The following is a 23,903-nucleotide window of genomic DNA, read 5'->3' as shown; positions in this document are numbered from 1 at the left end:
AGTGACAGTTCTCGATGACATCAACGCCGGTGTTAGGGAGGATCTGGAGGCACGGCGTCGCCTCGTTTCCCTCGCGGAACTGAAGGACCTCACGTCCGCCGTCGCCCCTGCCCGTGATGCCTGGGCCGCCCTTGGCGGTAACTCGGCCAGCCGCGAGCAGCTCAAGGTCATCGCCGAAATCAAACGGCGCAGTCCCTCCAAAGGGGACCTCGCCAGCATCACCGATCCCGCCGCGCTGGCCGTCCAGTACGCCGATGGCGGAGCTTCAGTGATCAGCGTCCTGACCGAACAGCGCCGCTTCAACGGCTCCCTTGCCGACCTCGACGCCGTCCGTGCAAGTGTGGATATCCCGCTGCTCCGCAAGGACTTCACGCTGGACGAATACCAGATCTGGGAAGCCCGCGCACACGGGGCGGACATGGTCCTGCTCATTGTGGCAGCCCTTTCCGATGCCCAGCTGCAGGAGTTCAGTGCGCTGAGCACGGAACTCGGCATGAATGTCCTCGTGGAGACTCACACGCCTGAAGAGATTGAGCGGGCTGTCGCGGCGGAGGCGAGAATCATCGGCGTCAACGTGCGCAATCTGAAGACTCTCGACGTCGACCGTTCAGTTTTTGCCTCCCTGGCAGGGAGCATCCCGGCAAGTGCCGTCATCGTCGCCGAGTCCGGTGTGAGGGGCGTCGACGACGTCACCCACTACGCCGCTCACGGCGCCAATGCGATTCTTGTCGGCGAAGCCCTGGTCAGCGACGCCACTCCGCGCGAGCGGATTGCCGAATTTACCGCGGCCGGCGCTGAAGCTATCGCCGCCCGCGTCTGACAACCGGCACTCCAGGCGAGTGTCTGCAGCCGGCCTGCCGCACGACAAGGCGGCACATCGCCTTACCACGCACGACCCAAGTACTGAGCGCTACATAGAACACTGAGCATTACATAAACACTGAAACAGTGGAACAGGATGGTGAGACTGATGGTCGACGCACCAACAGCCGGCTCTGACAAGGATGCCGTGGACGCATTCCTTCAAGGGGGACCGTCGCTGCGCCATGCACCCGGGCCCTACTTCGGCTCCTACGGCGGGCGCTGGATGCCGGAATCGCTGATCGCCGCCCTGGACGAGCTTGAAGATACCTTTGAGAAGGCCAAGGCCGATCCGGAGTTCATCGCGCAGATCGCGGACCTGAACAAGAACTACTCAGGGCGTCCCTCACTTCTCACTGAAGCCAAGCGGTTCTCCCAGCACGCCGGGGGAGTACGGGTGTTCCTCAAGCGTGAAGACCTCAACCACACTGGTTCCCACAAGATCAACAACGTGCTGGGCCAGGCGCTCCTTGCCAAGCGCATGGGCAAGACCCGGGTCATCGCCGAGACCGGGGCAGGCCAGCATGGCGTTGCCAGCGCCACGGCCGCCGCTTTGCTTGGCCTGGAATGTGTTGTCTACATGGGTGCCGAGGACTGCCGCCGGCAAGCGCTGAACGTGGCCCGGATGGAACTCCTGGGCGCCACTGTTATCCCCGTCACCAACGGTTCACAGACGCTCAAGGACGCCATCAACGAGGCACTCCGTGACTGGGTGGCGAACGTCGGTAACACCCACTACCTGCTGGGTACTGCCGCCGGGGCCCACCCGTTCCCCGCGCTGGTCCGCTACTTCCATGAGGTCATCGGCGAGGAAGCCCGGACCCAGATCCTCGACCAGGCAGGGCGTCTGCCGGATGCCGTCTGCGCGTGTATCGGTGGCGGATCCAATGCCATCGGAATCTTCCATGGTTTCCTTGATGACCCCTCAGTGAGGATCTTCGGATTTGAAGCAGGCGGCGACGGCGTGGACACCGGCCGCCACGCTGCCACCATCACCCTGGGTAAGCCGGGCGTCCTCCACGGCGCCCGCTCCTACCTCATGCAGGACGACGACGGCCAGACCATCGAGTCCCACTCCATCTCGGCCGGACTGGACTACCCCGGCGTTGGCCCGGAGCACTCCTACCTCGCGGACATCGGACGGGTGAGCTATGAGCCCATCACCGACAGCGAAGCCATGGACGCCTTCCGTCTCCTGTGCCGAACGGAAGGCATCATCCCCGCCATCGAGTCAGCGCACGCCCTGGCCGGCGCCATCAAGGTGGGACAGCGGCTCGCCGCAGAAGATGGCGACGCCAGCAGCAAGATTGTGCTGGTGAACCTGTCCGGACGAGGGGACAAGGACGTGGCAACAGCCGCTGAATGGTTTGACCTGCTGGACAAGGATTCCGCAGAAGCCGAGATCGGCAAAGAGGGAGAGCAGCTGTGACCGGCGTTCAGGACATCACCAGCACCAGCAAATCGGCCGTAGCCATTGATAAGGCGCGCGCCGAAGGCCGGGCGGCCCTCATCGGCTACCTTCCGGCCGGGTACCCCAGCGTTGAAGACACCATTGCCGCAGGGATCGCCCTCGCCGAGAACGGTGCTGACCTCATCGAGATCGGCATCCCGTATTCGGACCCGGTCATGGACGGCCAGGTTATCCAGGCAGCCACCACCGAGGCCTTGGCCAAGGGCTTCTCCGTGCGGCAGGTGTTCGACGTCGTCGCCGGCATCACCAGCAAGACCGATGCCGCCGTGCTGGTGATGACCTATTGGAACCCTGTGATCCGGATGGGCGTTGACGAGTTCTCCCGGCGCCTCTCCGAAGCAGGCGGAGCCGGTCTCATTACCCCGGACCTCATCCCCGATGAAGCCGCCGAGTGGATGGAAGCCTCGGATAAGTACGGACTGGACAGGGTCTTCCTTGTCGCCCCCTCCTCATCGCCGGAACGGATGCGGCGCACTGTCGACGCCAGCCGCGGTTTTGTCTACGCCGTCTCCATTATGGGCGTCACCGGGGCGCGGTCCTCTGTCAGCAGCGCAGCAAAGGATGTTGTGGCCGCTGCCAAGGTGGCAGGCGCCGAACGCGTTTGTGTGGGACTCGGTGTTTCCACCGCTTCGCACGTCCGGGAAATTGCTGAGTACGCCGACGGCGTGATCGTGGGCACGGCCCTTGTGGCCGCCATCCGCGACGGCGGTGTGGACGCGGTTGCCGCGCTCACCAAAGACCTCCGCACCGGACTCAACAGGGAAGAAGCCTAACAATGCAGACTGTCCTCCAGGCCGGCGCCCTCGTGCCGGCAAGCATCCCGAGCCCGGACTGGTCCGGCTTCGATATCCCGCTGCCGTGGGGGTCACTCCGCATCCACGCCTACGCCCTGTGCATCCTGGCCGGAATCATCGTGGGCCTGTGGCTCACATCCCGGCGATGGAACAAGAGGGGGACGCCGGAAGGCAGCCTGTGGGACATCGCCATCTGGGCCATTCCCTTCGGCATCATCGGCGGACGTCTGTATCACGTCTTCTCGTCCCCGGATGCCTACTTCGGCCCCGGCTTTGACGGTACGGGCGACCTTTCCCTGATTCCGCAGATCCAGCGCGGCGGTCTGGGGATCTGGGGTGCCGTGCTGCTGGGTGCAGTCGGTGCCTGGATCGGCTGCCGCCGTGCAGGCGTGAAGCTCACCGCTTTCCTCGATGCAGCCGCACCCGGACTGTTGCTTGCCCAGGCCATCGGCCGTTGGGGAAACTACTTCAACCAGGAACTCTTCGGCAGCCCCACCACCCTTCCTTGGGGGTTGCAGGTGGACGCCGATAACGCGAATTTCCCGCCCGGGATGCCTGTGGACACGCTCTTCCACCCCACGTTCCTCTATGAGTCGTTGTGGAACCTGGCTGGCGTCGCCCTCCTGCTCATCCTGGACCGCAGATTCAACTTCCGGCGCGGTCGGCTCTTTTGGCTCTACGCCATGTATTACACCCTCGGCCGTGTCTGGATTGAGGCCATGAGGATCGACGACGCCGAGCAGATCAACCTGTTCGGCATCACCACCAGGCTCAATGTCTGGACCAGCATCTTCGTGTTTGTCACGGCACTGATCATCTTCATCGTGCTGGGAAGGAAGAAGCCGGAAGAGCCGGACACCCCTTATCTGGACGGGCGGAGCCCTGCGGACCACGACGCAGCCGCAGCTGAGACAGGCGAATCAGGTGACGTCAAAACCATCCGTGATGCGGACGAACCTGTCTCAGATAGTGAATCGCATGGTAATCTCCCAGATAACCAAAGCGATCCAGACCGTGCTTCCTCCCCGGAAGCGGCGGACCAAACAGCCGGTGGAAGCACTTCCCTCCAGGAAAAGCAGCCGGCTGCAAAATCCACCGATGAGGTTACGGAAAACGCGCCGGAGGCTGGCAGCACCAAGTAGGCCAGTAACGGTAAAGCAGGGCATCAGAGTTACCGCTCCGAGAGCCCGCTCCACAGCGTCGTGGCATGAGGGCCCGCCCTGCCAGCACACAGCTGCTGACCGGTCAAGCCCGGGTCATAGACCTGCGTAACTGTTAGTTGAGCAGGGCCCTCTGGCCTACAATTCCAAGTACTAACACTTTGTTGCGCCCATCACAGTGGTGCTCAAAGCCGGGCCAACGTTGTCCCTTCCATACGCACGATCAGGAGGAAGGACGTCTCCCATGACCCAAACTCTTCACAGCCCCAACTGGTCAGAACCAAGCCAGTCCCAGGCGGCCATGTCGCCGTTCAAGCGGTTCGCCATGCTGCCGGAGTCCCGCGGCCTGTACAACGCTGAGCAAGAGAAGGACGCCTGCGGCCTCGCTATTATTGCCACGCTCCGCGGCGAACCCGGCTACGACATTGTTGATGCTGCCCTGACTGCCCTGCGTAACCTGGAGCACCGTGGCGCCGTGGGCGCCGATGAAGGTACCGGCGACGGCGCCGGCCTTCTGATGCAGGTGCCGGATGAGTTCTTCCGCGCTGTCACCGACTTCGAACTTCCCGCCCCCGGCCAGTACATCGTGGGTACAGCCTTCCTCCCCGCCGAGCAGCGGGAGTCCGATGCCGCCAAGGCAGGAATCGAAGGGCTTGCTGCAGATGAGGGCCTCACTGTCCTTGGCTGGCGCGAGGTTCCCATCGTCGCTGACCTGGTGGGTGCCATGGCCCGCGCCTGTATGCCCTACTTCTCGCAGCCTTTCCTTGCCTCCAGTACGGGCGAGCAGCTGGACCGCAACGAACTCGATGCACGCGCCTGGCGGATCCGTAAGCGCGCCCAGAACAAGTTCGGCGTGTACTTCCCGTCGTTCTCGTCCCGGACCATCGTCTACAAGGGCATGCTCACCACCGCCCAGCTGGAGCCGTTCTACCCTGACCTTTCGGACAAGCGCTTCAAGACCAAGCTGGCGATCGTCCACTCGCGCTTCTCCACCAACACGTTCCCCTCGTGGCCGTTGGCGCAGCCCTTCCGCACCATCGCCCACAACGGCGAAATCAACACGGTCAAGGGAAACCGGAACTGGATGAGGGCCCGCCAGTCCCAGCTGGCCAACCCGCTGCTGGGGGATGCGCCCGAAGAGCTGTATCCCATCTGCACCCCGGGTGCCTCCGACTCAGCTTCCTTTGATGAAGTAGCGGAGCTGCTGTGGCTGTCCGGACGCCCCATTACGCACTCGATCATGATGATGATCCCCGAGGCCTGGGAAAACCACGCCACCATGGATCCCGCCCGCAAGGCGTTCTACGAGTACCACTCCCTGCTGATGGAACCGTGGGATGGCCCCGCAGCCGTGTCCTTCACTGACGGCAACCTGGTCGGTGCCACGCTGGACCGCAACGGTCTGCGTCCGGGCCGCTATTGGATCACCGAGGACGGCCTCATTGTGTTCGCCTCCGAGGTGGGCGTTATCGACGTCGAGGCTTCCAAGGTGGTCAAAAAGGGCCGCGTCTCTCCCGGCAAGATGTTCCTTGTGGACACCGACGCCGGCCGGATCATCGACGACGCCGAGGTCAAGGCCGAGGTAGCCGCCGCCAATCCCTGGGCCGAGTGGGTCAAGGACAACCTCATTGACCTCAAGGACCTTCCCGAGCGTGAGCACGTGGTCCACACCGCGGCCTCCGTCAACATCCGCCAGCGCACGTTCGGCTACACCACCGAAGAGCTGAAGATCCTGCTCGGCCCCATGGCACGCACCGGAGCCGAACCTCTCGGGGCCATGGGTTCCGATACGCCTGTGGCTGTTTTGTCCAAGCGCCCGCGGCTGCTCTTCGACTACTTCGTGCAGTCCTTCGCGCAGGTCACCAATCCGCCGCTGGACGCGATCCGTGAAGAACTGGTCACGTCGCTGACGTGTGCCATCGGCCCCAACGGCAACCTGCTGGACACCAAGCAGGTCCGGCAGCCGCAGGTCCAGCTGCCGTTCCCGGTCATTAACAACGATCAGCTCGCAAAGATTGCCAACATCGAAAGCCCTGACGGCGACAGGGTTGCTATGAAGGTCCGCGGGCTGTACCGGCCCGAGGGTGGCGAAAACGCTCTGCGTGCCCGGCTTACTGAAATCTGCGAGCAGGTTTCGGGGGCCATCAACCGCGGTGTGCAGTACATCGTCCTCTCGGACCGTGACTCTAACGCGCAGTGGGCACCCATCCCGTCGCTGCTGCTGGTCAGTGCCGTGCACCATCACCTGCTGCGCAGCGCCAACCGCACCAAGACGGCTCTTGTGGTGGAAGCCGGCGACGTCCGCGAGACGCACCACGTTGCCGTGCTGATCGGCTACGGCGCCTCAGCCGTGAACCCGTATCTCGCCATGGAATCCGTGGAGCAGCTCATCAGCTCGGGCGACGTCCTCGGTGTCACTCCGCAGGACGGCGTCTACAACCTCATCAAGGGGCTCGGCAAGGGCGTCCTGAAGATCATGTCCAAGATGGGTATCTCCACTGTGGCCTCCTACACCGGAGCCCAGACGTTCGAGGCCCTGGGCCTTGGGCAGGAACTCGTGGACGAATTCTTCTCCGGAACGCATTCGCAGTTGGGCGGCGTCGGGCTGGACGTTATCGCGGCCGAGGTTTCGGCCCGTCACCAGATGGCCTACCCGGAGAACGGTATCGAACTGCCGCACCAGCCCCTGCTGGGCGGCGGCGAATATCAGTGGCGGCGCGACGGCGAACCCCACCTGTTCAACCCGGAGACTGTCTTCCGCCTGCAGCACGCCACGCGTGAACGGCGCTATGACATCTTCAAGTCCTACACCAGGGGCGTGGACGACCAGTCCGAGAACCTCATGACCCTCCGTGGGCTCCTGAAGTTCAAGTCCGGGGTGCGTCCTACAGTGCCGCTTGAGGAAGTGGAGTCCGTTTCAAGCATCGTTAAGCGCTTCTCCACCGGCGCGATGAGCTACGGATCAATTTCCAAGGAAGCGCACGAGACGCTTGCCATCGCCATGAACCGACTGGGCGGAAAGTCCAACACCGGCGAAGGCGGCGAGGACGTTGACCGCCTGCTGGATCCGGAGCGGCGTTCAGCGGTTAAGCAGATCGCCTCGGGCCGTTTCGGTGTTACGAGCCTCTACCTCACTAACGCTGACGACATCCAGATCAAGATGGCCCAGGGTGCAAAGCCCGGCGAAGGCGGCCAGCTGATGGCGCAGAAGGTCTACCCCTGGGTTGCCCGGACGCGTCACTCCACTCCTGGTGTTGGCCTCATTTCGCCGCCCCCGCACCACGACATCTACTCCATCGAGGACCTCGCCCAGCTCATTTATGACGCTAAGCGCGCCAACCCCTCGGCCCGGGTTCACGTCAAGCTCGTCTCCGAAGTGGGGATCGGCACGGTTGCCGCCGGTGTTACGAAGGCGAAGGCCGACGTCGTACTGGTTTCCGGTCACGACGGCGGTACCGGCGCCTCGCCGCTGAACTCGCTGAAGCACGCCGGGGTTCCCTGGGAACTGGGACTTGCTGAGACGCAGCAGACGCTGATGCTCAACGGCCTCCGCGACCGCGTTGTGGTCCAGGTGGACGGCCAGCTCAAGACCGGGCGCGACGTCGTAATCGCCGCGCTGCTCGGCGGCGAGGAGTTCGGCTTCGCCACCGCTCCGCTGGTGGTATCGGGCTGCATCATGATGCGCGTCTGCCACCTCGACACGTGCCCGGTGGGCGTGGCTACGCAGAACCCGGAACTCCGGGCCCGCTTCAACGGCAAGCCGGAGTTCGTGGTGAACTTCTTCGAGTTCCTGGCCGAGGAAGTCCGCGAGATCCTCGCCCAGCTTGGCTTCCGCAGCCTGGAAGAGGCGATCGGCCATGCAGAGATGCTGGACACCCGCGAAGCAATCAACCATTGGAAGGCCGAAGGCCTGGACCTGGATCCGATCCTTCACGGCCTCGAGTTCGACGACGACGCGCCGCTGCGGAACCTGACCGGCCAGAACCACGAGCTGGACAAGCACTTCGACCAGCGGCTGATCACCATGGCTGCCGAAGCGCTTACTGACCGCAGCCCGGTCAGGATCTCGCTGGACGTCATCAACACGGACCGCTCTGTCGGAACGATGCTGGGCCACGTTGTGACCAAGACTTTCGGTACGGACGTCCTGGCTACTGACACGATCGACATCAGCCTGAACGGTACCGCCGGGCAGTCCCTCGGTGCCTTCCTTCCTGCCGGCATCACGCTGCGCATGTACGGAGACTCCAACGACTACGTCGGCAAGGGGCTTTCGGGCGGACGCATCATTGTTCGGCCGGACCGCAGCAACATCTTCCAGGCTGAGCGGAACGTCATTGCCGGCAACGTGATCGGTTACGGCGCCACCAGCGGTGAGATGTTCCTCCGAGGCCAGGTGGGTGAACGCTTCCTGGTCCGGAACTCCGGTGCCACTGCCGTCGTCGAGGGAATCGGCGATCACGGCTGCGAGTACATGACCGGTGGCCAGACCTTGATCATCGGCCGCACCGGGCGGAACTTCGGCGCCGGCATGTCAGGCGGAACCGCCTACGTGCTGGACCTTCAGGTTGCCCGCGTCAACAAGGACGCCCTGGAGTCGGGGGAGCTGCAGCTCCGCGAACTGGATGCAGAGGACCGTGACATCGTGCACGGCCTGCTGGTCAAGCACGTCGAGGAGACCGAATCCCTCCTTGCCACGCGGTTGCTCGAGAACTTCGATGACACCGCTGCCCGTATTACCAAAGTGCTGCCGCGCGATTACGCGGCAGTCCTGCAAACCCGTCTTGACGCCATCGAAGAGGGCCTGGACCCCGACGGCGAAGAAGTATGGTCTCGAATCCTGGAGGTGACCGGTGGCTGATCCACGCGGATTTCTAAAAGTACGCCAGCGTGAGACTCAGCCACGCCGTCCCGTTCCCGTCCGCATCATGGACTGGAAGGAAGTTTACGAGGCCCAGGAAAAGGGTGTCCTCAAGAGCCAGGCCGGCCGCTGCATGGACTGCGGCGTCCCGTTCTGCCACCAGGGCTGCCCCCTCGGCAACCTGATTCCCGAGTGGAATGACCTCATGTGGCGGGACAAGGGCGAGGAAGCGATTGAGCGGTTGCACGCCACGAACAACTTCCCTGAGTGGACGGGGCGTCTGTGCCCGGCTCCCTGTGAGGCATCGTGCGTGCTGGGCATTAACCAGCCTGCGGTGACCATTAAGCAGGTTGAGGTCTCCATCATTGATGAAGCCTTCGACAACGGCTGGGTCAACCCGTTGCCACCCACCCGGCTCACGGGCAAGACCGTGGCAGTGGTGGGCTCCGGCCCGGCAGGCCTTGCCGTTGCGCAGCAGCTCACCCGGGTTGGCCACACTGTGGCTGTGTATGAGCGCGACGACAAGATCGGCGGACTCCTCCGCTACGGCATCCCCGACTTCAAGATGGAGAAGGAGCAGGTTGACCGCCGCCTTGAGCAGATGAAGGCCGAAGGTACCCGCTTCCGGACCGGTGTTGCAGTGGGCACCGACGTGACCTGGGAACAGCTGCGCCGCCGCTACGACGCCGTCGTTATTGCCACGGGTGCCACCGTTCCCCGCGACCTCGGCATTCCCGGCCGGGAACTCGAAGGCGTTCACTTCGCCATGGATTACCTTGTCCCTGCCAACCGCGTGGTTGCGGGGGAGGCCGTGGAGAACCAGATCCATGCGAAGGGCAAGCACGTGGTGATTCTCGGCGGCGGAGACACCGGCGCTGACTGCCTCGGCACGGCACACCGCCACCAGGCGGCCTCCGTGACCACGCTCGCCATCGGCAAGCAGCCGCCGGCCGAGCGTGCCGGGCACCAGCCGTGGCCCACTTTTCCTACGCTCTTCGAAATGGCAAGCGCCCACGAAGAAGGCGGGGAACGCACATATTTGGCCTCTACTGTTGAGTTTGTCGGCGAGAACGGCAAGCTGACGGGCGTGAAGGTAGCGGAGACGGAATTCGTCGACGGCAAGCGGCTCCCGAAAGCCGGAACCGAGCGGGTCATCCCGGCAGACCTCGTGTTCCTGTCCCTGGGCTTCACGGGTCCGGAACCGGCCGGTATTACCCAGCAGGTTCACGCGGACTTCGACGGCCGCGGCAACGTGGCCCGCGACGGCTACTACATGACCAACACCGAAGGTGTGTTTGTTGCCGGCGACGCCGGACGCGGACAGTCACTCATTGTGTGGGCCATCGCAGAAGGCCGTGCGTGCGCGGCAGCTGTGGACAAATTCCTGATGGGAAGCACCATCCTTCCCGCTCCTGTGGCTCCGACAGACCGGGCAATCGCCGTTCTGTAGCCACATCCGCGGGCAGCGGAAATTCATCTCCGCGACAGCTTAATCAACGCAACACACTACTAGGGTAGGCATATGAGACGCGCAAAAATTGTTGCCACATTCGGACCGGCTATTTCCAGCTATGAGAACACCCTCGCGGTGCTGGAAGCCGGCGTTGACGTGGCCCGGATGAACATGAGCCACGGCGATTACACCGTGCACGACAGTACGTACGAGAACGTGCGCAAGGCCGCTGCGGACCTGGGCAAGGCCGTCGCCATCATGGCCGACCTCCAGGGTCCCAAGATCCGCCTGGGCCGGTTCGTCGACGGACCGCACGAGCTGAGCGTAGGGGACACCTTCACGATCACCACAGAGGACGTCCCGGGCACCAAGGAAATCTGCTCCACTACGCTCAAGAGCCTCACTGACGACGTCAACGTGGGCGACGCCCTGCTGATCGACGACGGCAAGGTTGCCCTGCGCGCCATTGAGGTCGACGACGTCAAGGTGGTCGCCCAGGTGACTGTCGGCGGCATGGTCTCAAACAACAAGGGCATCAACCTGCCCGGTGTTGCCGTCAACGTTCCCGCCTTGAGCGAAAAGGACGAGGACGATCTCCGCTGGGCCATGCGCCGCGGAGTGGACCTGGTTGCCCTCTCCTTCGTCCGCGACGCCTCTGACATCAAGCGCGTTCACGAGATCATGGACGAAGAAGGCCGCCGCGTGCCGGTCATCGCCAAGATCGAAAAGCCGCAGGCCGTGGAGCAGCTCCACGAGATCATCGACGCCTTCGACGCCATCATGGTTGCCCGTGGCGACCTCGGCGTTGAACTGCCGCTCGAGGAAGTGCCGATTGTCCAGAAGCGCGCCATTGAACTGGCACGCCGCTGGGCCAAGCCGGTCATCGTCGCCACCCAGGTGCTCGAATCCATGATCGACAACCCGCGCCCCACCCGCGCCGAGGCCTCTGACTGCGCCAACGCAGTGCTCGACGGCGCCGACGCAGTCATGCTGTCCGGCGAGACCAGCGTGGGCAAGTACCCGATCGAAACCGTCAAGGTGATGGCCCGCATCATCGAGTCCACCGAAGTTCACGGACTCGAGCGCGTTCCTCCGCTGGGAACCAAGCCCAAGACCCGTGGCGGCGCCATCACCCGTGCCGCCGTCGAAATCGCCGATCAGCTGGAAGCAAAGTACATCTGTACGTTCACCCAGTCAGGTGACTCCGCACGCCGCCTTTCGCGTCTGCGCCCCATCAAGCCGGTCTTCGCGTTCACTCCGGTGGAGCACGTCTGGAACCAGCTGGCACTCACCTGGGGCATCCAGCCGGTCCTCGTGCCGATGGTTGGCCACACTGATGAAATGACCGCACAGGTTGACCGCAGCCTCCTGGATATGGAACTGGTGGAAGACGGCGACCTCGTGGTCATCGCTGCCGGTTCCCCTCCCGGAAAAGCCGGCTCGACCAACTCGCTGAAGGTGCACAAGGTAGGCGACCTCGCCGATACCTCACGCCAGGGCGACGAAGCGGTCAGCAACAAGGAGAAGCTGGGCCCGTGGCCCGAGAAGAAGCAGAAGTCCTGACACCTTTGTGGTGCTAGACAACTAAGGAGGGTCCCCACCACATGGCGGGGACCCTCCTTAGTTGTTTTATTTTGTGTTGCTGCTGCTCAGTTGACCTGGTTGATGATGGTTTCGGCAACTTCACGCATGCTCAGGCGGCGGTCCATGGAAGTCTTCTGGATCCAGCGGAAAGCTTCCGGCTCCGTGAGGCCCATCTTGGTGGTCAGGAGGCTCTTGGCGCGCTCTACGAGCTTGCGGGTGGCGAACTGCTCCTGGAGGTCGGATACCTCGCTTTCGAGTGCCTTGATCTCCTCGTGGCGGGACAGTGCGATCTCCAGGGCGGGGATCAGGTCAGCGGGGGTGAAGGGCTTGACCACGTAGGCCATGGCGCCGGCGTCGCGGGCGCGCTCCACGAGTTCCTTCTGGCTGAAGGCCGTGAGCAGGACCACCGGGGCAATCCTGGCCTTGACGATCTTTTCGGCAGCGGAGATGCCGTCCATGACGGGCATCTTGACGTCCATCAGGACGAGGTCCGGCTTCAGCTCTTCTGCGAGCTGCACTGCCTTTTCGCCGTTGTCCGCTTCGCCGACGACGTCGTAGCCTTCGCCTCGCAGGATCTCGATGATATCGAGGCGGATGAGTGTTTCGTCTTCCGCGACTACAACTCTGCGCGCCGGCTGGGATGTGGGGTTTGACTCCGTCTGTTCTGACACGGGATCTCCTTGGAAAGGTACGGCGGGAACATGACCATTTTAGGTGCGCGCTCCCGCCAGTACTCGGACGTACATGGTTCGTTGCGGCGGCGTTGGCGCGATTCTGGAATTCAGCCTATCTGCATGTAGAGTAATTCCGCGCACTGGAAGTTATCGCGTTGCTCTCACCCTCGCGTTGAGACTACGATTACTTCGGTGTAATCCGCGCCCGAGTGGCGGAATTGGCAGACGCGCCGCACTCAAAATGCGGTATCGAAAGGTGTGTGGGTTCGAGTCCCACCTCGGGCACAGCAGATCCCCTCGCCGGAGGGGATTTTTGCTTTAACGTGTGTACAAAGCTTGTGCTGGCGTCCCTCTGACGCTAGGTTCGCGGGCTGTGGCCCGGCCGCCGCAGTGGCCTATTTAGGTGTGTGGGTGGCGGGTTCAGGACCCTTGGCTAGCGGGCCCTCCGCGTGCTGTGTCTGAACTGGGGCTATGCGTTCCTTTCTTGGTTGTGGTGGCCTGGTTGGCGCTTACCTGTTCATGGCCCGTGCCTGTCTTGATGACATGACTTGGGCCAACTTTTTCTAAACTTTTTCCTGACTAGCTGCTCCAAGTCGTCTAGGTGCGTGGGCCGGTAAGGACATTTGTAGGGCCAAAGGTGGTGTGGACATTGTCCACACTTACGTCTGCTTTACGGCCTCCACGTCGGTCGCGGCGAGGATCTGTTCGCGCTCGGAGAGGGGCTGTTGGAGATAGGTCTTCAATTTCGCAACTGGTTGTCCTTTGGTGCCGTCATAGGAGCCGGCGGGCCGGTACTGTCTGTTTGAAGGGCTACTTTTTGTCCCAACGGGACGTGCCGCCTTCCAGCGGGAACGGTCGCTGCTGTCTGGATATAGACAGGGCGCATCCGGGCCTGAGCCGACGCCGATATCGTGAGTGGGCGTAGTGGTGGTGCTAGGTGGAGGGTGAGGTTCCGGTGCTTTCGCGTTCGATGAAAACTGTGGGGACGGCGTCGATCGCTTTGTGTGGCTGTTTGTTGTCGATTCGTTCGATGACCGCCTTCAGTGCGCGGCGTCCCAACTCTCCGAAGTCTTGTCTGATGGTGGTTAGCCGGGGAATGAACTGTTCGGACTCTGTCATATCGTCAAAACCGACAATGCTGAGGTCTTTGGGTACCGACTTCCCGGAGTCGGCGTAAGCCCGGACTATCCCGAGGGCCATTTGGTCGTTTGCCGCGAAGATTGCTGTTGCCTCATTCAGCTCTGAGAGATGAGAACCGATATGGTAGCCGGATCGGGCGGACCAATCGCCATAAAAAACATGAGGAACCGAAAGACCGTGGGCGCGGAGTTCCGATTCCCACAGCTCGCGGCGTATGCGCGCGTCGTAGGATGCCGTCGGGCCGGCAACATGCGAGATGGATCGGTGCCCCAGCGCCACCAAGTGCTTGATCGCGGCAGCAATTCCCGGCTCCGCGTCGCTGTCGACCGACTGGAAGCGGTGACCCACATCGCCGTCCGTGACGACCACTGGAATGCCAAATGGCAAGTCCATGGTGGCTTGCTCGAGCACGCTCGATTCAACCATGACGATGATGCCATCGACATCCTGGCGAGCCATGTTGGCTGCGGCGCCTGATACCTCACCGGCCGACGGGAGCTTTAGCGGCATGAGCGTGATCGTGTAGCCGAGTTCCAGTGCGGTATCCGAGATAGCCTCCAGTGTCCGCATCGTGCCGTAACTGGAAAGGGTGGAGGTGATTAACCCGATGTTGCGGGTTCTCGCTGTGACCAGCGAACGGGCGGCGAGGTTCGGACGGTAGCCGAGGGTCTTCATTGCTGCCAGCACACGGTCCCGCGTGCCCGGGTCCACATTTGTCCTGGAGTTAGAGACGCGGGAGACGGTTTGTGCAGAAACGCCAGCGAGCTTTGCGACGTCGGACACCGTGGGTCCGCCGTGGGAACGACTGTTCTTAACTTCTGGCATGCTTCTCCCGATGACCATGTCTGGCTTATTCTGCGGCCCTCCTGCCATGTTAGCGCAGACATGGAGTGGCACAAGACTCAGAGTGGAGTTCTGAGAAGTTTCCATGCGGCCCTAGGCAAGCACCGGCATCCTATGCAATGATTCTCAGCAGTTGCCGTGGCAGCGCTAACATATCCCGACAACGGAGTTCCATGACTATAACCCCAACACTTCAGCGGCCCCGCTCGAGTGCTTCGGAAGAACTGAAGCGCCGACCGACAAAAATCGGCCGCCGCCTCGCGCCGTACTTGTATGTGCTGCCGATCCTCCTGATTTCCGGATGCTTCATCTACTACTGCATCGGGTTTTCCCTGTTCGCCAGTTTCACCGACTGGGACGGCATCGGCGCCGAGATGAATTTTATCGGTGTGAAGAATTTCGTGGAGCTGTTCCAGGACCAGACGTTCTGGACCGCGACCCGCAACAACCTCGTTTTCCTGGTCGCGACGGTGACGGTTCAGGCAGGGGTGGGGCTGTTGTTGGCAGTTGTTCTGAAGGAGAAGCTGCCCGGGAGCAATTTCTTCAAGGCCGCTTTCTTCCTGCCTATTGCCATGACGCCGGTCATCATTGCTGCCATCTTTCGGATCCTGCTTGATGCAAACTTCGGCAGCCTGAACACCACCCTGAACGATCTCGGCCTGGGCTTCATGGCGCAGGCCTGGCTCGGCGACCCACAGTGGGCCTTGGTTTCGGTGATCGTGGTGAACATCTTCCAATGGATGGGCTTCTCCATGGTGATCTACTTCTCCGGGCTGATGTCCATTCCTGAAGAGCTCTATGAGGCAGCGAAATTGGACGGTGCAAACTTCTGGCAGACCCTGTTCCGTGTGACGATTCCGTCTTTGCGTCCCACAACAAACGTACTCATCATCCTGGGAATCGTCGGTTCACTGAAAACCTTCGACATTGTCATGCTCCTCACGGGCGGCGGCCCTGGACGATCCACCGAATTCTTGAACACCTTCCTCTACAAGACCGGCTTCGAGCAGTTCAATGGCGGCTACTCGGCAGCCATCGGCGTGATGATCCTCATTCTCGCTGTGGCACTCTCCGTGGTGCAGATGAAAATCTCCGCCGCCCGGGCCAAATAAGGAACCATCACCAATGAAACGCACCGGAACCAAGACCATCATGTATGGCGTCCTCATCCTGTTCTTCCTGATCTGGATGTATCCGATCTACATCGCGGTCACGAAGTCTTTTGCGATCAACGGCGTCGGGAACTACCTCGACGTGCTGAACAACCCCAACATCCACTACTTCCAGGTCATCGGCAACAGCATGATGATCGCGCTGACTACGGCGGTCATTGTCATAGCCGTTACATCTCTGGCTGGCTACGCCTTTGCAAAAATGCATTTCAAAGGAAAGGAAGTCCTGTATTTCCTGCTGCTGGCGTGCTTGGCCGTTCCCATAGCATCCGTGACGATGCCAATGTTCTTCACCGTCAAGAGCCTGCACCTGTTGAACACTTTCGGCGGTGTGATCCTGCCTCTGGTCGCGTTCAACTCCATCATCATGCTGCTGCTTATGCGCAGCTACTACGAGGGCATTCCCGACGAAATTATCGAGGCGGCCAACATGGATGGAGCAGGCAGCCTTGGGGTTTATCTGCGCATCATGCTTCCCCTCAGCACCCCGATCATCGCAACTGTGGGCGTACTGACCTTCGTCTACTCCTGGAACGAGTACCTCATACCGCTCCTTTTCATCAGGGACGAGGCCAACTACACCGTCACCATCGCCGCGACCTACTTCATGGATTCACGAAATCAATCCCCTGAGCAGATTGCACAGCTGTACGCCGCTCTGATCCTCATGACGATTCCTTCCGTGATTGTGTACCTGCTGAGCCAGCGATACCTCCAGGCCGGGATCACGGCAGGCTCGGTCAAGAGCTGAGCACCTAAGCATTCCCCCCCCAGCGCGACTACGGCCGCAACCTCACAAACCGAACTACAAAGGAGTACTCAGTTGTATCTCACGAAAATGAAATCCCACGGACTCAAGGCTGGGGCAGCTGTTGCTGTTTCGCTCGCACTGCTGCTGTCCGGCTGCGCCCCCACGCCGGAAGCCGCCCCGTCCGGCAGCGAGAAGACCACCCTTACCTTCTGGACATGGGTTCCAACTGACCAGCAATACGCCGACCTCAAAGCGTCATTTGACAAGAAGTATCCAGACATATCAATCGACTGGACCCGGACGGCTGACTTCAAGGAGTACGAGAAGAAGCTCCAGGTTGCACTAGCAGGCGGCGACGGACCGGATCTCTTCGGGGTGCAGACCGGAGGCATGCTGGAGCAGTATTCGCGCTTCGCTGATCCGATGGACAAACTGGCTGATAAATACATGGCGGGCTGGAAGGACACAATCTCCGAGAACGCCGTCAGTGAGACCACGACGTCGAAGGGAACAATCGCGGCCATGCCCGTCATCGGGGCAGGTATGGAGTACTACCTCTACAACAAGACTCTCCTCGCCGAGAACGGCATCACCACCCTTCCCTCCACCTACGAGGAACTGAAGGCCATGTCGGCGGAGCTGAAGGACAAGGGCGTCGTGTCCATGGCGATGGGGGCCAAAGACGCCTGGCACAACGGAGACTTCTTCGTTTGGCTCAGCCAGCAGTACGGCCCCGGCGATATTTACAAGGCGGACGAGGGAACCCTCAAGTGGACCGACAAAACCTTTGTCGACACGATGAATGCCTGGAAGGAGCTCTTTACTAACGGCGTCTTCCAGGATGGCGCCCTGGGAACCAGCACCTACCCGGACGGCTCCGACAACTACTTCTACGCACGCAAGAGCGCCTTTTTTCCCACCGGTTCCTGGCACATCAGCGCAGTGATCCCCAATGCCGAGAAGAAGGGCACGAAGGTTGAGAACGATGACATCGGCATGGCTATGTTCCCCAAGATCGGACCGAAGGACGCCGTGGCAACCACGGGCGTCGACTTTGCGCTGGCTGTAAACAAAGAATCAGACCACAAGGAAGCAGCAATGAAGTTCGTGGACTTCATGACCATGGGCGAGGGACAGCAGATCTTCATCAACACTCTTCAGGGTTCCCCGGTCAATAAAAAGATCTCTGTGCAGCTTCCCGCTGACGCATCGCAGACCGCCAAGGATAGCGTCGCACTCGTCACCGAAGCCAACAACGCCGCAATTTATGGTCGCAAGCTGAAGAACCCGAAGCTCAACGATGCGATCGCAGTGGCGCTGCAGGAAGTCGTTTCCGGAAAATCAGCCGAAGATGCCCTCAAGGACATCCAGGCTGTATCCGACTCGATCACCCGCTAACTGACAGCCGGACCGTTGGCTGGGTCCTGACAACCGAAGGACCCAGCCTTCCCACCCTCACCATCGAAAGAGCACGTCCATGCCTTCATCACGCCCAGTACGGATCTCCCTTGACCCTGAACGCGTCATCGCCAACGTCCCCCAAAGACTCTTCGGATCTTTCGTAGAGCACATGGGCCGATGTGTGTACACCGGAATCCACGAACCCGAGCACGCAACGTCCGATGAGGCCGGAGACCGCAAAGACGTTCTCGCACTCACCAGCGAACTGGGTGTAACAGTGGTGCGATACCCGGGCGGAAATTTCGTGTCCGGCTATGACTGGGAAGACACGGTCGGCCCTGTCGAATCGCGTCCGCGGCGCCTCGAAGCTGCCTGGCACGAGATCGAACCGAATACCTTCGGGCTTCACGAATTCGTCGCCTGGGCCAGGAAAGCCGACGTCGAAATCATGCAAGCGGTGAACCTCGGAACCCGGGGCATCGACGCGGCCCGCCGCCTCGTCGAATACACCAACCACCCCTCCGGAACCCAACTCTCAGACCAGCGAAGGGCAAACGGGGCCGAAGAGCCGTTCGGGATCCGTCTGTGGTGCCTCGGAAACGAAATGGACGGCCCGTGGCAGATCGGACACAAGACGGCCGAGGAATACGGCCGCCTGGCAGCAGAAACAGCAAAAGCCATGCGCCTGGTCGATCCGACAATCGAACTCGTCGTCGCTGGCAGCTCGGCAATGGACATGCCAACATTCGGAACCTGGGAACGCACGGTGCTGGCGCACACGTATCAGCACGTCAACTATCTCTCGCTGCACGCCTACTTCCAGGAACACGAGGGAAAGCCTCAGGAGTTCCTGACAGTGGCCGCAAAGTTGGACAGCTACATCGAAGACGTCATCCAAATCGCTGATTCCGTCCGGGCCGAGGGCGGCCACACCAACAGGGTCGACCTCGCACTGGACGAATGGAACATCTGGTATCAGAGCAGATTCAATGACCCGGCTTATCAGGCACAACTCGCGGCGTCCGAATGGCAGGAGCACCCCCGGCTTATCGAAGACGAATACAACGTCACCGACGCCGTGGTCCTCGGGACCCTACTGAACTCCCTCCTGCGCCACTCAGACCGGGTCAAAATCGCCAACCTCGCCCAACTTGTCAACGTCATCGCCCCCATCCGCAGCGAAGAGAACGGACCAGCCTGGCGGCAGACAACTTTCCACCCTTTTGCGAAGGTCGCATCCCTTAGCCGAGGTTCCGTCATTGAGGTACAAGTCGACGCCATTCCTCCGAGCCTTGGTCAGGACAGTGTCCTCGTCGATGCCTCCGCCATCTTCGACCCCGCAAACGGGACCATTTCTCTCTTCGCGGCGAACCAATCATTGGACCAGAACGCCGACATCACAGTAGAGCTGCCCGAAGGTGTGACTGTGGAGCTGGTTTCGGCCGAAATCCTCGCTTCCCCGGCCGGCGGCGATCGCTTCTCCACCAACACACAGGACAAACCTGAGAACGTGCGTCTCACACCGCTGAAAGCAACACATACAGCCAAGCAGGTCCGTGTGTCGCTGCCAGCGGTCTCCTGGGCCGCCATCGTCCTAACAATCGCAGACCAGGCCTGATACTGCCGATCCCAATTCTTCCCGATGGATCACGCTGGCTGCTCAGCGCCAGCGGGACCACCCCCAAAAGAACGGAGTCCAAATCTAAAACCCACAGGACGTCCAACAGCCAGGGCCGGCGTACAAGGACTCACAAGTACCACCCTTAATGCCCGTCCCGCACTGGCAGCGGCCCGCAGAGGATCCTTCTGCCGATATCCATCACGTCGATTTTTCAAAGAGGAGAAATTTGAAACGCATAGTCTCACTACTCATAGCGCTTTTCATGGCTGCGGCTGTCATGGTGATATTGCCTGCGCCTGCGATGGCTGCCCCGGCCACGATCACCAACCCTTTCGATCCTCTGGACAACCTCGGAGGATCGGTCGATGCCCACGGTGGTGGCGTGATTAAGGTCGGCATCTACTATTACTGGTTCGGTGAGAACCGCAACGCCGACAATGACTTCCGGTACGTCTCCGTCTACCGCTCCACCAACCTCATTGACTGGGAATTCCGGGGTAACCCACTGACCCAGGCATCCGCACCTGAACTCAATTCGGCAAACATAGAGCGTCCAAAGGTCATCTACAACGCCGCGACCAACCGCTTCGTCATGTGGATGCACAAGGAAAACGCCACGGACTACAACGAAGCCCGCACCGCAGTAGCTTCATCAGCCACGATTGACGGGGCATACACCTACCACGGGAGCTTCCGCCCGCTGGGCAATATGTCACGCGACATCGGCCTGTTCACCGAAAACGGAGATGGCTACATGTATTCGGCGGCGAACAACAACGCCGATATGCACATCTACAAGCTGACATCGGATTACCTGGGTATCAGTAGCCTGGTAGCCAACCCATGGCCAGGGCAGAGCCGCGAATCGCCTGTACTGTTCAAACGTAACGGTGTCTACTTCATGCTGACCTCCGGCACCACCGGTTGGAACCCCAACCCGGCAAAGTACGCAACTGCCACCAACATCGCAGGACCCTGGACAGCTATGTCACCTGTGGCCGACAGCACAACCTTCGGTTCCCAGCCCACGTATGTTCTGCCAATCCAAGGCACCAGCACCACCAGTTATTTGTACATGGGCGACCGATGGGCGGGCGCCTGGAAAAGGCCCGTAAACGAATCACAGTACGTCTGGCTTCCGCTGGCGTTCCCGACAAATACCACGCTAAGCATGATCTACTCCAGCCAAATCACCGTCGACACCGCAACGGGCACTGTAACCGGCAACAACACCTTTCAGAGGATCACCAACCGCAACAGCGGCCTCGTCGCAGATGTACTGAACAAGTCCACAGCCGATGGTGACAACGTCGCCCAATACACATGGAATGGAGGAAACAACCAGCAATGGGACTTCCAGGACGCTGGCGAGGGCTACTTCAGGATCGTCAACCGTAACAGCGGAAAATGCCTTGAGGTGAACTCGAACTCCCAGAGCGACGGGGCAAACATCAACCAATGGGCCTGCGGGGGCAGCAATTCACTGCACCAGCAATGGAAACTGGAACCGGTCGGCAACTACTTCCAGCTGCGCGCACGACACAGCAACAAGTGTGCCGACGTCACTGACAGCTCAACGGCCAACGGCGCCAACATCATGCAGTGGACATGCAATGGGGGCAACAACCAGCAATGGACACGCTCCTAACACATAAGGACCTGAGCTGACCAATGATGGGCTGCCCGCACGGGGTCACTCACTCGAAGCTTGGCTTCGGCTTGAGGGTGGCCACCTGTTCGCCGCCCATAGCGGACGTATGGTCCGCGCTGTGATTGAAGAGGCGCTGGCAAGTTCAATGCCGCCAGCGGCCATTCTTCGATGGGTGCTTTACGGGAGTGCGCTGCTCTCTCGTCGGCGGCCGCCAGCAGTCCTTTGGGGCCACCAAACAGGGGCGGGCGATGTTGCTCCGCTGAACACACAGCTGTGTGCAAAGCCTGTCATGGCAGCGTGGGCTGTCCTGGGAACTGCCAGGAGAAGATTTTGACAGAACCGTCACCCGCCGAAGGCGCTCGTCGGCATGGAGGTCACCCACGGAGGGCTTCGCCGTGCGTCGGGTGGCCCTGTATCGAACGGAAGACCTGCTGCCCAGCGCGCCGTAACGCTTGTGCCGGGCACGGCTTCCCGCACTCGGCGACATGACCGGCGCCACCGTCTGCTTCGCCGGCTCCTGGATCGCCAACTCGGCCACCGCCGACGGGGCCGCGCTGATCCAGTAGCCCTGGGGAAGCCAACTCAACCAGCAGTTCACGCTGCGGAGCGTCACCTCCTGAGCACCCCAGCCCCCTCGACCCGCACGTCTCCACGAAGAAGACGCGCACGTCCCACCCAGAAAGAAGGGCCGCACATGCACACCTCCCGAAGACTCGCCGCCAGACTCACGGCCACGGCATCCGCCACCTGTCTGGCCGCTGTCGGACTCGCCCTCGTCCCGGCGGCAGACGCCTCGGCCGCGGGCGCGCCGCAGGGCGGCCACGTCTACGCGCTGACAGCGGCGCACAGCGGCAAGAACGCCGCCGTGCTGTCGGACTCCCTGGCCAACGCAGCGGCGGTCGCGCAGAAGACCGCCTCCGGCGGCCCCGGCCAGCTGTGGGAGGCGGTCGACCACGGCGACGGCACCTTCTCGCTGGTCAACATCAACAGCGGCAAGTGCATGGACGTCCACACCGGCTCCACGAACCCGGGGGCCGCGATCATCCAGTGGACCTGCACCGGCGCCAACAACCAGCGCTGGACCTTCAGCGGCTCGGCGATCGTCTCCGCCCACAGCGGCCTGTGCCTGGACGTCTCCGGCAACTCCACCGCGGAGGACCGCGCGCTCATCCAGTACACCTGCGGGAACACGGCCAACCAGCAGTGGAGCCTGACCGAGCGCCCGCGCTCGGCGACCTGGGGCCCGGCCATGGTCAGGGGCGGCCAGACCTTCACCTCGCAGACCATCCGGATGGTCGTCCACAACAACACCTCCGGCGCGGGGCTGCGCATCCGGCTGTCCAACCTGCGCAGCACGACCGCGCTCTCGGTCGGTGCCGTCACGGTGGCGGTCCAGTCCAGCGGCGCCACCGCGGTCGCGGGCACCACGCACACCGTCACCTTCGGCCGGTCGGCCACGCCGACCATCCCCGCGGGGCAGGAAATGACCAGCGACGTCATCCCGATGCAGGTCGTCGCGGAGCAGAACCTGCTGGTGAGCGTCTATCTCCCGGGCACCACCGGCGCCTCGACCTACCACTGGGACGCCCACCAGACCTCGTACCTGTCCGCCGCGGGCACCGGCAACCACGCGGCCGAGGCGGCCGCGACGAACTTCACCTCCACCACGGCCCGCTGGTTCTACGTCGCCGGACTCGATGTCGTGTCACCCACGGCCAAGGGAACCGTCGTGGCAATCGGCGACTCCATCACCGACGGCTCCAGCGCCACCGCCAACGCCAACCACCGCTGGCCCGACTACCTCGCCCGGCGGCTCCAGGCCCAGTCCGGCGGCCAGCGCCTTGGCGTGGTCAACGCGGGCATCGGCGGCAACCGCGTGGTCACCGACAGCACGGGGGCGCAGGGCATCGCGGCCATGACCCGGTTCTCCCACGACGTCCTGACCCAGCCGGGCGTGAAGAACGCCATCGTGCTGGAGGGCATCAACGACATCAACACCGGCGCCACCGCCGACCAGATCATCGCCGGCTACCAGACCATGATCAACCAGGCACACACGGCCGGTGTCCGGATCATCGGCGGGACGATCCTGCCGCACTCCTCGCAGACCACTGACAAGGCCGCCCTCCGCGCCCAGGTCAACCAGTGGATCCGCACCAGCGGCGCCTTCGACGCGGTCATCGACTTCGACGCGGCGCTCCAGGACCCGGCCAACCCGGCGCGACTCCTCCCCGCGTACGACAGCGGCGACCATCTGCACCCCAACAGCGCCGGCATGCAGGCCATCGCCAACGCCGTGGACCTCGCGCTGCTCACCTCCTGAGCGGTGCCCATCTCCCGGACGGCGTAGTTCCGTTCGGCGCCCCCTCTCCGCGTACGGGGCACCGGACGGAACGGCCCGTCATCCGTGCGCCTGCGGGCAGCTGCTGCCGCAGACGATCAGGTGGGGCAGGACGACCGAACACA

The 23,903-nt window shown here is 62.0% G+C and carries 15 protein-coding genes and 1 tRNA gene; 14 read left to right on the top strand and 2 right to left on the bottom strand.

Features of this window, described 5'->3' with window-relative positions:
* Position 1: 1 nt before the first annotated feature.
* The 7 genes from trpC to pyk all read left to right on the top strand — a co-directional run bounded on the left by trpC (position 2) and on the right by pyk (position 12,163).
* Positions 2–820: an indole-3-glycerol phosphate synthase TrpC gene (gene trpC, locus M1E02_RS12670; RefSeq protein WP_479374623.1), complete on the top strand. Its 819-nt coding sequence runs from the start codon at positions 2–4 to the stop codon at positions 818–820.
* Positions 821–970: 150 nt separating this feature from the next.
* Entirely contained in the window at positions 971–2,290 is a 1,320-nt protein-coding gene (gene trpB / locus M1E02_RS12665; RefSeq protein WP_479374622.1) for a tryptophan synthase subunit beta, read from the top strand.
* Positions 2,287–3,105 carry a tryptophan synthase subunit alpha gene (gene trpA / locus M1E02_RS12660; protein WP_479374621.1) on the top strand — a complete coding sequence of 273 codons (819 nt, stop codon included), beginning with the start codon at positions 2,287–2,289 and terminating at the stop codon, positions 3,103–3,105. The genes trpB and trpA overlap by 4 nt, the downstream gene beginning before the upstream one ends.
* A 2-nt stretch (positions 3,106–3,107) precedes the next feature.
* Positions 3,108–4,268 carry a prolipoprotein diacylglyceryl transferase gene (lgt, locus tag M1E02_RS12655; RefSeq protein WP_479374619.1) on the top strand — a complete coding sequence of 387 codons (1,161 nt, stop codon included), beginning with the start codon at positions 3,108–3,110 and terminating at the stop codon, positions 4,266–4,268.
* Between the two features lie 262 nt (positions 4,269–4,530).
* Positions 4,531–9,147 carry a glutamate synthase large subunit gene (gene gltB / locus M1E02_RS12650; protein WP_479374618.1) on the top strand — a complete coding sequence of 1,539 codons (4,617 nt, stop codon included), beginning with the start codon at positions 4,531–4,533 and terminating at the stop codon, positions 9,145–9,147.
* A complete protein-coding gene (locus tag M1E02_RS12645) occupies positions 9,140–10,597 on the top strand; it encodes a glutamate synthase subunit beta (RefSeq protein ID WP_479374617.1) in 1,458 nt (485 codons plus the stop codon). Before gltB ends, M1E02_RS12645 begins: the two co-directional genes overlap by 8 nt.
* A gap of 72 nt (positions 10,598–10,669) precedes the next feature.
* A complete protein-coding gene (gene pyk, locus M1E02_RS12640; RefSeq protein WP_479374616.1) occupies positions 10,670–12,163 on the top strand; it encodes a pyruvate kinase in 1,494 nt (497 codons plus the stop codon).
* An 86-nt stretch (positions 12,164–12,249) separates the two neighbouring features.
* Here the strand turns inward: pyk and M1E02_RS12635 are convergent, their stop codons facing one another.
* Entirely contained in the window at positions 12,250–12,855 is a 606-nt protein-coding gene (locus M1E02_RS12635) for an ANTAR domain-containing response regulator (RefSeq protein WP_247044559.1), read from the bottom strand.
* Positions 12,856–13,061: 206 nt separating this feature from the next.
* On the opposite strand from M1E02_RS12635, the gene M1E02_RS12630 reads away from it, so the two are divergent.
* Positions 13,062–13,143 (top strand) — tRNA-Leu (locus M1E02_RS12630).
* A gap of 648 nt (positions 13,144–13,791) precedes the next feature.
* Here M1E02_RS12630 and M1E02_RS12625 read toward each other — a convergent pair.
* Positions 13,792–14,823, bottom strand: a complete 1,032-nt coding sequence (locus M1E02_RS12625; protein ID WP_479374615.1) for a LacI family DNA-binding transcriptional regulator — start codon at positions 14,821–14,823, stop codon at positions 13,792–13,794.
* A 191-nt stretch (positions 14,824–15,014) separates the two neighbouring features.
* Between M1E02_RS12625 and M1E02_RS12620 the strand changes: the two genes are divergently transcribed.
* The 6 genes from M1E02_RS12620 (at position 15,015) to M1E02_RS12595 (ending at position 23,760) form a co-directional block, all read left to right on the top strand.
* A complete protein-coding gene (locus tag M1E02_RS12620) occupies positions 15,015–15,953 on the top strand; it encodes a carbohydrate ABC transporter permease (protein ID WP_479374614.1) in 939 nt (312 codons plus the stop codon).
* A 13-nt stretch (positions 15,954–15,966) separates the two neighbouring features.
* Positions 15,967–16,764, top strand: coding sequence for a carbohydrate ABC transporter permease (locus M1E02_RS12615; protein WP_479374613.1), 798 nt, complete (start codon positions 15,967–15,969; stop codon positions 16,762–16,764).
* An 87-nt stretch (positions 16,765–16,851) separates the two neighbouring features.
* The gene (locus M1E02_RS12610; protein WP_479374612.1) at positions 16,852–18,162 is read left to right on the top strand and encodes an ABC transporter substrate-binding protein; all 1,311 of its coding nucleotides are present in this window, start codon (positions 16,852–16,854) and stop codon (positions 18,160–18,162) included.
* Between the two features lie 79 nt (positions 18,163–18,241).
* Entirely contained in the window at positions 18,242–19,783 is a 1,542-nt protein-coding gene (arfA, locus tag M1E02_RS12605; RefSeq protein ID WP_479374611.1) for an arabinosylfuranosidase ArfA, read from the top strand.
* Between the two features lie 229 nt (positions 19,784–20,012).
* Positions 20,013–21,434, top strand: coding sequence for an RICIN domain-containing protein (locus M1E02_RS12600; RefSeq protein ID WP_479374610.1), 1,422 nt, complete (start codon positions 20,013–20,015; stop codon positions 21,432–21,434).
* 697 nt (positions 21,435–22,131) lie between these two features.
* The gene (locus M1E02_RS12595) at positions 22,132–23,760 is read left to right on the top strand and encodes a GDSL-type esterase/lipase family protein (protein WP_479374609.1); all 1,629 of its coding nucleotides are present in this window, start codon (positions 22,132–22,134) and stop codon (positions 23,758–23,760) included.
* Positions 23,761–23,903: the final 143 nt, after the last annotated feature.

This window comes from Arthrobacter sp. Z5-13 (assembly GCF_056499105.1).
This window is presented reverse-complemented; position numbering and strand designations above follow the sequence as displayed.